At 69.7% G+C, this 14,201-nt stretch carries 1 protein-coding gene (only partly in view); it reads right to left on the reverse strand.

The window, feature by feature from the left end:
* Positions 1-14,200 carry the 5' portion of a non-ribosomal peptide synthetase gene (locus tag KRR26_RS15200; protein WP_217080172.1) on the reverse strand. Its footprint begins 8,864 nt before the window's first position, so the window shows 14,200 of its 23,064 coding nt (coding positions 1-14,200); the start codon lies at positions 14,198-14,200; its stop codon lies beyond the left edge, outside the window.
* Position 14,201: the final 1 nt, after the last annotated feature.

Below are 14,201 nucleotides of genomic sequence, written 5' to 3' on the forward strand. Positions count from 1 at the left end.
CCATCACCTCCGCCTCGGCGGGCGAGATGTTGAAGAACAGCGGGTCGAAGCGGTCCACCTCGTCGAGGAACCCGGCCCACTTGCTCACACTGCGCCCCGGACCTCCGCTCGGGTCATGGAATCCCGCGAGCGGCCACCGGTCCGCGGGCACCTCGCTCACGGAGTCGACCCCCTGGATGAGATTGCGCCACAAGGCTGTCGCGTCGCGTGCCCCCGGGAAGCGCGCCGAGAACCCGATGACGGCGACGTCGTCACTCGCCACGGGCTCCGCTTCAGGCAGAGCCGTGGGGGTGGGTGGAGACTCGGGCAAGCGCGCTTCGCGTCGCGGGGTCGCGTCCGAGAGGTGACGGGCCAGCTCACGAATCGAGGAGTGCGAATAGATGGCGTGGGCCTTGAGCCGGGCGCTGAAGGTCCGATTCACCTCTTCGACGAGCAACACCTGTTGCAGCGAACTCAGCCCCAGCTCGGTGAAGCGGGCATCGGCGTCCAGGTCTCCATCGCGGTACTCCAAGATGCGCGCCACCAGGGCACACAGGCGCGGCTCGATGTCCCCGGGCTCCGACGCCTCTCGTGGGGACGCGCGCGGGGCCTGGGGGGGCGCGGCCTCGCCCGGATAGAGGCTCGCCTGGAGGAAGGCGGCCACGTTGCGCTCCGCGAGGACGGCGCGCGGCAGGTTGGATTTGCGAACCTCCAGCAGGACGTAGCGGAACAATCCCATGCGCAGGCCCACGCCGAAGCGGTGCCAGCCGCGGTGCTCGGGCTCCGCGTCGCGCAACTCGGGATGCGCGGCGCTGAGACTCGCGAGGTTCTCTTCGAACCGAGGGTCGTCGAGGAACCTTCCCACCGACGTGCTCGCGTCGATGACCTCGGCGATCACCAGTCCATGCGTCGCCAGGGTCTCCGCGAACTGTTGCTGCGTCGCGGTGTGCTGTCCCAAGTGTGCGGCGTCGACCTCCGTGACGGTCGCCGTCACCACGTCCACAAGCAGGAGTCGCCCGTCGGGCTTGAGGTGTCGCGACACAAGGCCAAACAGCCCTTCCTTGTCCGCGATGTGGAAGGTCACCTCGAAGCCGAGGATGGCGTCATACGTGTCCGCGTAGGCTCCGCGCGCGCTGTCGCGGCACCACACCGTGAGCCGCTCCTGGAGGCCCTCACGGGAGATCCGCCGCTGACACACCTCCGCCTGCTTGGAGGAGATCGTATGCCCGTGTCCTCGCAGCTTCGGGTATCGCGTCGCGAGCCCCAGGAGGTCCGTCCCCAGACCGCACCCCAGATCGAGCACACGGAAATCCTCTTGGGACTCCGCGTCGAGGCGCGAGAGGAGCAGCGCCTTCATGTCGCGCTGCGCGGCGACCACCCGCTCGTAGTCGACGCGGTGCTCCTCGCGGTCCACGAGCGTCCGCAGCCACGAGAAGTCCGGAGCGCGCTCGCGGAGGGGGGCGAAGACGAGGTGAGACTCCCACGCTCGCGCCTCGTCGTCGGCGGCGAACCGATCGTAGTAGCGGCTCACCACCGTCCCCGCCTCCGCCTCGGAGCTCCAGCAGCGCTGGGTGGCGAAGGGATAGGTCGGCAGAGGGATGCGTCGCGGCTCCGCATCTGCGTGCAAGGCCTCCCAGTCCAAGGACGCGCCCTGGGCCCACCACGAAGCCAGGCTCGTGAGGTCCCGACGCTGGAGCGCCGCGCGTTGTTCCTCGGGCGCGGGCGGCGCGGAGGAACGCACCACGACGCCCGTCACGCGCCGAGCCCCCTGCGCCCGCCCGGCCAGGAAGTCCTCCAGGCCCGCGCGCAGGTCCGATGGGTCGTCGGCCACCAGCGCGAGCCGATGTGCGAAGCCCTCACGCCCCGTTTGCAGCGTGAAGGCGACGTCCGCCAGCGAAACATCCGGGGTCGAGACTGCGTCACGCAGTCGAGTGGCGACCTCGCGAAGCTGCGCTTCAGTCCGCGCCGAGAGGGGAATGAGTTCCGGCCGCGGAGAGGTGCTGCGCGATGAGGGCCGCGACAGATGCTCCTCGATGACCGCGCACGCGTGCATGCCCCCCGCTCCCAACGAGGAGAGGAGCGCGGCGCGAGGCGCCCCATCCACGCGAGCCCACGGGGTCAACGCCTGCTGGAGCTGAAACGGAGAGCCCTCCAGCGCGAGGTCACGATGGAGCGTCGGCGCGAAGTGGCTGGGAGCCAGCTCACCATGGCGCAGCTGGAGCAGCACCTTGGTCAACTGCGCCATACCGGATGCCGACTCCAGATGACCGAGGTTCGGCTTGAGCGATCCGAGCACACACGGCACCGGGGAGGTCCGCGAGGCAAAGAGCTGCTTGAGCGCGGACCACTCGATGACATCCGCCTCGGGCGAGCCCATGGCTTGAAGCTCCACGTAGCCCAGGGCATCCACCGCCAGACCGGACGCACCAACGACCCGCTGGAGCAACGCGGCCTGGGCCGATGCGGACGGAGAAAGAAAGCGCGTGGTCCGCCCGCTGTGAGCCACGCCCGTGGCGCGAATGACACCGTGAATCGTATGACGCGCGTCCAATGCATGGCGCAGCGGCATGAGCAGGACTGCGCCAATCCCCTCCCCTGGAATGAAGCCATCGCCGTCGTGCGCGAAGACTCCGCGCGGGTGCGTGGCCAGGAGTCGGTTCTGGCACATGCGCAGGTACTTGGAGGGATGCAGGTACAGGTTCGCGCCAGCGGCCACCGCGGTGTCGCACTCACCTCGGCGCAGGCTCTCACAGGCCTGATGCAGCGCGACCAGCGAGGACGAACAGGCAGTGTCCACGACGAGGCTCGGGCCCACCCAGTTGAAGAAGTGGGAGAGCCGATTGGCGAGGCTGTAGGTCGACACGTCGGGAGGCGCGTCGCGATGGGTCACCCACCGCTCCACGCCACGCAGGGGATAGGTCAGGGAGGTCACCCCCACGAAGACGCCCGTGCGCTGCGCTCTCGCGCGCGACAGCTCCACACCCGCGCCCTCCAATGTGGACCAGACACACTGCAACAGCAGGCGCTCCTCGGGGTGGAGGTGCTTGGCCTCGGCGGGATTGATGTGGAAGAAGCGAGGGTCAAAGTCCTCGACGCCGTCGAGGAACCCTCCCGAGCCGCAGTAGATGTTCGCGAAGGCGTCCGCATCCCAGCGACTGGCGGGCACGCGGGTGATGGAGCGCACCCCCGCACGGAGGTTGGCCCAGAGCGCATCAGGGTTCGCGGCACCGGGATAGCGGCCGTCGATTCCCACGATGGCAATGGCCTCGTCCTCGCTGACCTTGACGCGGCGGGGCTCGGGCCGCGGGCGCTCACGAACCCCGGGCGAGGGCTCGGGCACGCGGCGCAATGAGGCCAGGTAGCGCCCCAAGTCGCTCACCGAGGTGTAATCGAGGAACAGCGTCCGAGGCAGCGGCCCGAAATGCGCCTCCAGGCTTCGCGTGAGCCGCGTCGTCGCCAGCGAGTCGAGGCCGTACTCCGAGAAGTGCGCGTCGCGGTCCCACTCCTCGGCCGCGATCTTCGTGTCCTCGACGAGGATGCGGGTAAGGAGGGCGCGGGTGTTCCGGGGAAGCGCCTGAGCAGGTGGCGCGGAGGCTGGCGGGGCAGATGGTGGCGGGGCGAGGCGCGCCGACATCGCGGGCACGGACGCGGGGCCTTCCATCAGGGCCCGCAGTCGCGCGGCCTCGCCGTAGACGACGACGGACACAGGTGGGCCCTCGCGAAGCAATCGGGTGCCGACGCGCAGCGCCTCCGCGCTCGGGAGCAACACCAGTCCCGTGCGCCGGGTCACCTCCCCCAGCCAGGACGGCGGCACGCGCATGCCTCCGTCCGCCCAGGGAGGCCAGAGGATGGACCGCGAGACACCTGGGCGCCGCCCGGCGTGCCGCTCCTGCTCTCGCCAGAGGGTGAAGGCATCGAGGAACGCGTTGGCATAGGCATAGTCACACTGCCCCGGGTTGCCCGTGGCGGCGGACAGAGACGACACACACACGAAGCAGCGCAGCGGCTCGTCACGGGTGACCTCGTCCAGCGCCACGATGCCCGCGACCTTGGAGCGGAGAACCTCGCGCGCGTCCTCGGCGGTCTTGTCGCGCAGCAGCGAATCGCGCAGGGAGCCAGCCGCGTGAAAGACGCCATGCAGCGCTCCGTAGTGGCGTTTGAGCGTCGCGACGGCGGCAGCGAGCTCCTCGCGCCGCGAGACATCCGCCTGGAGCACGAGCACCTCCGCGCCAAGCTGCCGCAGTGCATCGACGCGTCTCGCCCGCGCGTCATCGGGCTGCGCCCGACTCAGCAGCGTAAGGCGGGCCCCCTCGGTCTTCACCAGGTGCTCCGCCAACAGGAGGCCCAAGCCACCAAGTCCTCCTGTCACCAGATAGACCGGGCGCTCGGATGAGCGGGGAGCCTCGGACGCGCCCGCGGAGAGGGGCCGCGGGCTCAGCACCTTCTCCCAACGACGCCCCTCGGCGATGCGGACCTCGGTCTGAGGCGAGTCCAGGGTGGACAGCACCCCGGCGACGTGCGCCGCGACGGCCTCGGAGGAGACGCCGGGCTCCAGCTCCAAGCTCTTGAAGCGGAAGCCAGGGTGCTCATGCCGCAGGGCGCGAGCGAAGGCCGCCATCGCGGCGAAGCGCGGCGTGGCGACCCCGTCCACAGTGGAGTGGACGTAGACCAGGTCCACGTGCTCCTGCCTTGCCACCAGCAGGGCCTTGGCAATCCAGAACAGTGAAAAGAAGGCCTCCTCGTCAGCGCCGTCCGGGAACAGCGCGGGACTCGCCCAGCGATACACCCAGACTCGCGGGACCCGGCCATGACGCACCAACTCCCAGAGGAGCTGATGCACGTCCTCCTTCGAGCTGGGATCCACTTCGTAGGTCGATGCGTCCCTGCGCCGGAAGATGCGCCCGGGCAGGACCCGGATCACCTCAGGGAAGATGCGGTCCCAGCCCCGTGAGGAGTCCTCCGCCACATCCAGGAGCAACACGGGCTCCCGAATTGCGTCGTGGCGGAGTTCGGCGGGAGCGTGGAGCCACCGCGGCTCGTACACGAGGGTCTCGCCAGGACTCGCCTCCGTGGAGGGCGCCTCGGTGGAGGGCGCCTCGGTGGAGGGCGCCTCGGTGGAGGGCGCCTCGGGTGAGGGCGTGGGCAACCAGCAACGACGCCGCTCGAAGGGATACGTCGGAAGCGAGACGCGCCGCGCTCCGTCAACCCAGCCTGTTTCGTTCCAGTCGAACTGCGCGCCCGAGACCCACCGAGCACCGACGCTCGCGAGTCGCTCGACCTCCAGCGCCCCAGGCCCCGAGACGATGCCCGCAGGGTGTCCGCCTCGAATCACCTCAGGGGCGGGCTCGCCTCGGCTGAAGGCGCGCAGGGCGCGAGCGGCCTCGCGCCGAGAGCGCGCCACCACCGCCATGCGACAGGACTGCGCCTCACGCCCCACCCGGGACGTGTGCGCGAGGTCCATGAGGCTCGGGCCAGTCTCGCGTGCGAGGAATGAGGCCCACTGGCCAGCGTGCGCGCGCAGCCGCTCTTCTGTTCGGGCCGACAGGACGAGCAGTTGAGGCGCCGGACTCTCACTTCGTCGAGAAGTCGTCGGCGCCCGGTACTCCTCCACCACGAGGTGCGCATTGGCGCCCCCTGCACCGAACGAACTGATCCCCGCCCGGCGTGGCGCGGCCCGTCCTTCACCGTCATGGACCACGGGCCACTCCGCGAGCCCTTGCGGTACGTAGAACGGCGTGCCCTCGAAAGGGAGCTGGGGGTTGAGCGTCTCCGAGTGCAGCGACGGAGCGATGCGCCCGTGCCGCAGTTGCAGCAAGACCTTGCTGAGCGCCGCGATGCCCGCCGCGGCTTCCAGATGGCCGATGTTCGACTTGATGGATCCCACGGCACAGCGTCCTCGTCCTGGGACCCCGAGCGCCTGAACCAATCCCGCCGCCTCGATGGGGTCGCCGAGCGACGTGCCCGTGCCGTGGGCCTCCACGTACGAGACGCTGCTCGGATCCACCCTCCCCGCCGAGAGTGCTTGCCGGATCAACGCGGCTTGGGCCTGTGGATTCGGCACGGTGTAGCCGCTCGTGCGCCCGCCATGGTTGAGGGCGGAGGCGCGGATGACGGCATGGATGACATCGCCATCCGCTTCCGCTCGGGAGAGCGGCTTCAGAAGGACGGCGCCCACCCCTTCGCCCGGCGCGAAGCCATCCCCGCCTGCGCCGAAGCTGCGGCACCGCCCATCGCTCGCGGACATCTGGGCCTGGGCCTGGAGCAGGTACTTGCTGGGATGCAACGAGAGGTTGACCCCGCCCGCGATGGCGGCAGCGCACTCGCCTCGACGAAGGCTCTCCGCCGCGAGGTGGATGGCGGTCAGCGACGAGGAGCACAGCGTGTCGACCGCGAAGCTCGGCCCGTGGATGTCGAGGCAATACGAGACGCGATTCGCGATGGAGCCATAGGCCAGCCCCACGGGAGCGTTGCCTTCGGGAGTCCCCAGGAGTTGGTACTCGCCATACATGACGCCGACGAACACCCCCACGCGCCCCTCGGTGCCACGCTGGAGCGACTCGCGCGTGTAACCGGCGTCCTCCATCGCCGCCCAGGCCGTCTGGAGGAACAGGCGCTCCTGCGGATCAATCCACTCCGCGTCGCGCGGGGTCATCCCGAAGAAGAGCGGGTCGAAGCAGTCGATGTCGTCGAGAAAGCCGCCCCACTTGCAATACGTCTTCCCGGGCTGGCCTCGGCGCGCATCGAAGTAGCGCGCGACCTCCCAACGCTGCGGGGGGACCTCCACGATGCAGTCGCGTCCCGCGGCGAGGTTCTCCCAGAGTTGCTCCAGGTCCTCCGCCATCGGGTAGCGCCCCGCCACACCGATGATGGCAATGGGCTCGTCCATTCGTGACGTCGGTGGCGCCTGCCCCGCAGGCTCGCGCACAGGCACGGAGGCCCCGGGCGCACGCTCCAGCCCGAGGCGCGCCCGGACCTCCGCGCCGTGCTTCTCCACCAACTCAAGCGCCAACTCCTCGAACGTCTGTCGCTCGTAGAAGAAGGTCCGCGACAGGCTCCGCAAGCCCTCTCGCGACAGGCGGGCGTTCAGCTTCCCAACGAGATAGGAATTGAGTCCCAGGCGTTCCAAGCGGACATGCGGCTCCATCCGCGCGAGGGGGATCTCGGCCTCCTCCGCGTACACCTGCGCGAGGAAGTCGCGCACGGCGCGCAGGTCGGTCGTCGCGGCCGGGGGCGCCTCCGCAATCCAGTGCGCCGTCTCCTCGAAGGGATACGTGGGCAGTGGAACACGGCGGGCCTCACGCGGCAGGAGACGGCTCCAGTCGATGGCCCGCCCCTGAACCCACCCGCGCGCGAGTTCCTCCGCGCTGACGCCGGCTCCGGCAAGCGACGTCGCGTCCGGCTCGGCGACCACACCGTGATGGACGCGAGCGGAGTCCCGCTCCCCTGCTGCGATGCCGCGCAGCGTGGCGATGAGGTCGTCCATCGTCGTGGCCACGAAGGCCAGCCGACAGCGCAAGCCTCGGCGCCCTTGCCCCAGGGTCAGCGCCACGTCCGCCAACGCGGGGAGTCGCGCAGGCGCGAGCGTCGCGAGGTGCTCGGCGAGGCGCCGGGCTACGTCCTGAAGCCGTGCATCTGTCGCGGCGGAGAGGACGATGACCCGAGGCCCGGCTTCACTCCCTGCGCGCGGTGGCGGCGTGTAGCCATCGAGGATCGCGTGGGCGCAGGAGCCCGTGGACCCGAATGCGTTGATCAACGCGCGCAGGGGTGAATCGGGGCGGCGCGTCCACTCGATCCCCGCACGGGTGATGGTGAGCACCTGGGGATCCAGGCGGATCAGCGGACTCTGGGGCTCGCTGTCGATGGTCGGAGCGAGCGCCTCGTGACGAAGTTGGAGGAGCACCTTCGCGAGCTGGGACATGCCCGAGGCCGCTTCGAGATGCCCGATGTTGGGCTTCACGGAACCCAGCTGGCACGGCCCCGATGCCTCGGCACGCGGCGCGAAGACCTCGCCCAGCGCGGAGACTTCGGCGGCGTCCGCCATGCTCGCGCCCGTGGCCGCGGTCTCCACGTAGCCGATGGAGTCGGGCGTGACATGCGCCGCCGCCAGGGCGGCACGAATCGACGCGGCCTGCGCGGAGGGACTCGGATGTCCGAAGCCCCGGCCTCCACCGAGGTGCGCGACCGAAGTGCCTTGGAGCACCGCGTGGATGCAGTCCCTGTCTCGCTCGGCATCGCTCAAGCGACGGATGAGCACGGCGCCCACGCCCTCCCCGGCCGCCCAGCCAGAGCCCTCGGCGCCGAAGGCGTGGCTTCGTCCCTGCTCTGAAACCAGCCCCAGGCTGGACAGGAGGCTGAGGTGATAGCCGTGCGCCAGCAGGTTCACGCCGCCCACGAGCGCGGCATCACATTCACCGCGCAGGAGGCTCTCCCGCGCGAGATGGAGCGCCGTGAGCGCCGAGGAGCACGACGTGTCGAGCGCGACGCTCGGCCCTCGCAGGTCGAGCACGTGGGAGATGCGGTTGGCGATGGCCGAATGGACGGAATAGGCCCGGGCCTGACCGCTTCGGCTCCACTCCGCCTGCCCTACGTTCTGGTAGTCGCTCCACATCACCCCGACGAAGACCCCCACCTTGGGGGCCACGGCCTTGAGGCTCTCGGGTGAATGGCCCGCGTCCTCCAGGACCTCCCACATCACCGTGAGGAGCAGACGCTCCTGCGGATCCATGGCGCGGGCCTCGGCTGGGGCGATGCCGAAGAAGAGGTGATCAAACCGGTCGATGTGATCGAGGTACCCCGCGGGACGGGAGGCCCCTTCGCTCCGTCGCCCCGTGGGCATGGGACGAATCGCGCGGTGTCCCGTGCTCAGGTTGTCCCAGAGCTGTTCAAGGTTCTCCGCCTCGGGGTAGCGCCCCGCCATTCCGACGATGGCGACCTCGGAAGGCGTCGCCGTCGAACGCGCTGCACGCGCGTCGCCGTACTCGACCCGGCCGCCCAGCAGGCTGTGCACGATGACGTGCGACGCTTCGAGCCCGAGCGCCGGCCGGAGCTGTTCGACCTCGACGGCGCCAATGGGCCGCAGGCCCAGGCCGAACTCCGCCTGTCGCAGCATGAGCAGCTGACCGATGTAGCCCGCCTCCAGCGCGGAGAGCACGAGCGCGGCCTCGCCGTAGATGGGCGCGATGGCCTCTGGCCGCGCCACGAGGAAGAGCGCGAAGGCCGCGCCATCGAAGTGAGGCCGGTTGTAATAGAAGTGGTGATTGCGCCCGAGGCTCTCCGTGGAGAGCCGATACAGCCGCCCCTCCACAGGGTGCAGGTAGTACGTCCCTTCGGCGAGCCCCTCCACGGCGCCGGGCTTGACGTAGACGTGGACCTGCACCGCGTACAGCGCGCCGGCGGACGGGTACAGGTAGCGCGGATGCTCAGCGGATCCGCCCTGCCGCAAGAGCGACAGGAACCCGAGGAACTGCTCGCGAGGGATGGGCCCAGGCAAGAAGTGCTCGGGACAACCGCGACGCGTGTAGGCACTTGCCGGGTCAGGCAATCCCCCGAGGGATACCGAGGGAAGCGCGCCGACATCGTGGCGCAGGTGAAGCGCCCGGTCCTTGAAGCGCTGACGCTCCTCCGCGGAGAAGAAGCTCACCTGCTCCGAGGCCAGCGCGGAGGAGTCACCCCCCCGAGGTGGCGAGCGCTCGGGACCGCGCACCTGTTGGGCAATGCCTCGAATGGTGGGGTTCTTGAGGAAGGTCTCCAAGGGAACCGCGACGCCCTTCGTCTGCTCCAGCCACTGCGCCAAGCGGACGATGGTGAACGACGTGGCGCCCAGGTCGAACACGTCCTTCGTCACGGACACGTCGTGGCACTGAAGCGCGTCACGGAAGAAGCGAGCGATCTCCTCCTCCGTGCCCTCTCGGGAGAGACCAGCCTCCGAGTTGACCGTCACGGGCCAGGGCAGCGCATCGCGATCGAGCTTGCCGTGCCGGGTCCTCGGCAGCGCGGGAAGCGGAGCGAGCACGTTGGGGATCATCGCGGCCGGCAACCGCTCCCGCAGATGCCGCCGCAGTCCCTCCAGGTCAAAGCTTCGGCCCGCGCGGGTGACCACGTACCCCACCAACTTGGGGTCGGGCGTGGTGAGGTCCTGCACCCGCGTGACGGCATCCTCCACGTCCGGATGGGCGCACAGCGCCGACTCCACTTCGCCCAACTCGATGCGATTGCCGCGCAGCTTCACCTGAAGGTCCGCGCGCCCGAGGAACTCGAGTTCTCCGTCAGGCAAGACGCGCGCGAGGTCTCCCGTCCGGTACAGCCGCGCTCCCAGCTCGCATCCCGTTGGATCCGGAATGAAGCGCTCCCCCGTCAGGTCTGGCCGGCCCAGGTAGCCGCGCGCCAGATTGACCCCGCCAATGCAAAGCTCGCCCACCTCACCGGCGGGAACCTCACGCAGCGCCGCGTCGAGGAGGACGATGCGCGTGTTCGCGATGGCTCGACCGATGGGGACCTTCCCATCGGAGCGCGGCTGGCAGGCCCAGAACGTGACGTCGACGGCCGCCTCGGTGGGGCCATAGAGGTTGTGCAGCTCCGCGGACAGCGTGCGCAGTCCTCGCGCCATCACCGCCGATGGCAGCGCCTCTCCGCTGGTGAAGACCCGCCGGAGCGAGGCACACCGCCCCGCCTCGGGCTCCTCCAGGAAGAGCCCCAACATCCCGGGGACGAAGTGGCAGGTGGTGACCTCCGCCTCCTGGATCAACCGAGCCAGGTATCGGCTGTCGCGGTGTCCACCCGGAGCCGCGAGGACCAACTCCGCGCCCGTCATCAACGGCCAGAAGAACTCCCAGACCGAGACATCGAAGGTGAACGGCGTCTTCTGGAGCACCCGGTCCGTGCTCGAGAGGGGATACGCCGCCTGCATCCAACCCAGGCGATTGCAGATGGCTCGGTGAGACACCATGCAACCCTTCGGCGTCCCCGTGGAGCCTGACGTATAGAGCACGTACGCAAGGCTGTCCGGCGAGGTTCCGCGATTGAGCGGCACGGAGGGCGGCGCCCCGCCGGGCGCGGGCGCCTCATCGAGGCGCAGCCGCGGCCCCTCGAAGGAGCGAAGAGCCGAGTCGAAGCGCCGCTGGGTCAACAGCACGCGGGGCCGCGCATCCTCGGCCATGAGCTTCAAGCGTGCCTCGGGATACTCGGGGTCCAGGGGGAGGTAGGCGCCCCCCGCCTTGAGGATCGCGACCAGCGCGACAACCAGCTCCACCGAGCGCTCCGCCATGACGGCGACGAGCGAGTCCTGCCTCACGCCCAGGTCGTGGAGCTGCCGCGCCCAGCGCTGAGCCTCTTCGTCCAGCTGTTGGAAGGTGAGCGTCCGCGCGCCATCGCGCACCGCGACCGCGTGTGGCGTCCGCACGACCTGTGCTTCGAGCCAATCGGGCAAACAGGGCTCGAGCGAAGTCTCACGCACGGGTACCTCGCCCTGGACTGGCGTCACCGCGAAGCGCCGCCAATCTGGCTCCGTGGAGAGCCGAGTGAGCAGGTGCTGATACGTCGAGAAAGCACGCTCGAGGTTCTCGGCGGGGATGACCTCCGCCACCGCGTCCCAGTGGAAATGGAGCTGCCCATCGACCTCGAAGTGGATGCCGTCGAGCAGCACCTGCGGCGTATGCGAGATGCCGACTCCGGCGGAGACAGTCGCGGGCAGCTTCGCGGGCGGGCGCGGCAGGGAGCGCGTGAAGACCACCGGAAAGACACCACGTGCCCCAGCGCTCTCTCTTGCGAGCTTGCGCAACGCGGAGAGCCCGCTGACCGCGCGACAGCGCGCGTCGGCCTCCAGTCGCTCGGCGTTCTGAAGAACCCGTTCCAAGAAGGTGCGCCGCGGGTCGGCCTCACGCACCAGCCAGCCCAGGCTCGTGAAGTCCCCCACCACCTCGTCCACCTCGGGGTGCATCGCGAGGCGGCGCCAGTCCACCACGACCACCGTGAAGGACTTCTCAGGGGCCGGCTGAGCCAAGGCCTCACAGAACGCGGTCAGCGCGACGACTTCCGGATCCACACCCCAGCGTGCCGCCGTCGCCTTGAGTCGCGCCCACTCCGGCACGCGCCCCGTGCGCCTCATTCGGGTGGGCACTCCCGTCTTCGATGCCACCGAGGCAGGCCCAAGGGCTGGAGGCAGGCCTCCCGGCGCCTGGGTGAGACGGCGCTCCCAATGAGCCCGCTGCTCGGCCGCGAGCGGCGTCTCCTGAAATCGCTGGAGCGCGACTCGGACGTCCCGGTAGTTCACCGCGAGCCCGGGCAGCGTGAGCGCCGGCGCCTCGTACCTCGCGAACCACTCCTCGAACAGCCGCGCGATGCTCGCGCCATCCGCGACCAAGGTGTCGAGGGTGAAGTGGATCCGCCAACGCCGCACGTCCAGGCGTGACACCCGGACATCGAACAGCGGGCCCTCCCCGAGCGGGAGCGCCGTGTGACTCATCTCGTGGCGAAGCGCATCCAGACGTGTGGCCTGCGAAGGCTCATCCCGAAGGTCCACGACGGGGAACGCCGTCTCCTTCGCGCTCGCGGCGATGCGCTGCCGACCATTGGAGAGGATGACCGCGCGCAACATCCCGTGCCGCGCCACCACCGCCCACCAGGCGGCTTCCAGCCGAGGGACATCCAGGTCCGTCGCATCGAACTCTTGGTAGATCTGGCAGCTCGTGTCGCTGCCGCCGCTCGGGCCTCGCCCCATCAGGTAGGCCTGCTGGACATCGGAGAGCGGGAACTCGTCTCCTTCGCGTTCGGGCTCAGCGGTCACGGCCAGCAACGCGGGAGGCGCGATGCGCGCGACATGGCGCTGGGGAACGGGCAGCTCCGCCCAGGCCGCCAGCGCGGCCTGGAATCGGAGGAACAGCGCGTCGAGGGTCCCCGCCCCAAAGGCCTCCTGCGCGGCGTCCCAGTGGACTTTCAAGCAGTCGCCTTGCAGCCCCACCTGGCAGTCCAGGAGGACCTGTGGGGTCTGGGACACCATGTGGCCAATGTTCCCCAGCCACCCCGCCTCCGGCGCTGCACCGACGAGGCCCAGCATGCTGGTGAAGACGACCGGGAAGGAGACCTCCGCGGGCAGGCGCCCTTCCGCCTTCAGGGCGCGCAACACTCGCACGCTGCTGACCTGCGCGTGATCGAGGTCATCCCAGAGCTGTCGCTGATAGGCGCGGGCTCGCTCCTCGCGACTCATCGTGGCGCCTTCGTCCGCCACGAACAGGCCCGTGGAGGTGAAGGGACCCACGAGCCGCTCCACGTGCGGATGAAACGGCGGACGGTGCGCGTAGGTCAGGACCAGGGCGAAGCGCTTCTGCTCCGAATCTCGGGCCAGGGCCTCCGTGAACGCGCCCAGCACCAACGCCGTGGGAGACACACCCCACGACTCCGCCCGCTCCCGCAAACGTGCCCACGACGCCGCATCCCAGGACGCGCCTCGCCGCACCCGCGTCTTCCCCTGCGCGCCCGAGCGCTGCCGCGACAGACTCGGGCCTCCCGGTAGCGGGGCGAGCTTGCGCAGCCAATAGCTCAGCGCCTCTTGATACCGATGCGTCGCCTCACTCTCGCGCAACGCCGCGACATGCGCCTCGAAGGAGCAGCCCAACGGCGGGAGCGCCTCTCCCGGATGCAAGTAGAGGTCACGCCACTCGGCCAACAGCGTGCGCAGGCTGGTCGCATCGATGATCCACTCATCCATGCTCAGGTGGACGACACCCCAACCGCCAGAGGCACGGGTGACGCGCAGCTCGTACAGCGGCCAATCCCCGGGGGCATAGAGCTTGTGCGACAGCTCCTCGCGGACATGCTCCAGGTGCTCGGTCAGCTGTCGCGCGCTGGCCCCGGTCTGGTCGTACTCCGTCCAGTCGAGGCGGGGTATGTCGGCGCGGATCCGCTGGCGACCCTCGGGCAGGATGACCGCACGCAACATTCCGTGACGGACCAGGAGCACCCGCCAGGATTCGCGCAGACGCGCGACATCCAAGGCCGGGAGGTTCAGCTCCAGATAGAAGTGACAGCCCACTCGCTCGGACGCGCGCCCCAGCAACCGCCCCGCGGAGAAGGCCTCTTGCAAGTCCGTCAGCGCGAACACCTCTGTGGCGGCCTCGGCCTCGCGCCGCGGTGGCGCCGCTCCGAGCAGCGTGGCGATCCGCTGTAGCTTCTCCTCGCGAGAGAGCTGACGGAACTCCGCGAGCGAGGGTTCCTCCCTGAAGGCCATG

The sequence above is a fragment of the Citreicoccus inhibens genome, from assembly GCF_019039035.1.
GTDB lineage: Bacteria > Myxococcota > Myxococcia > Myxococcales > Myxococcaceae > Citreicoccus > Citreicoccus inhibens.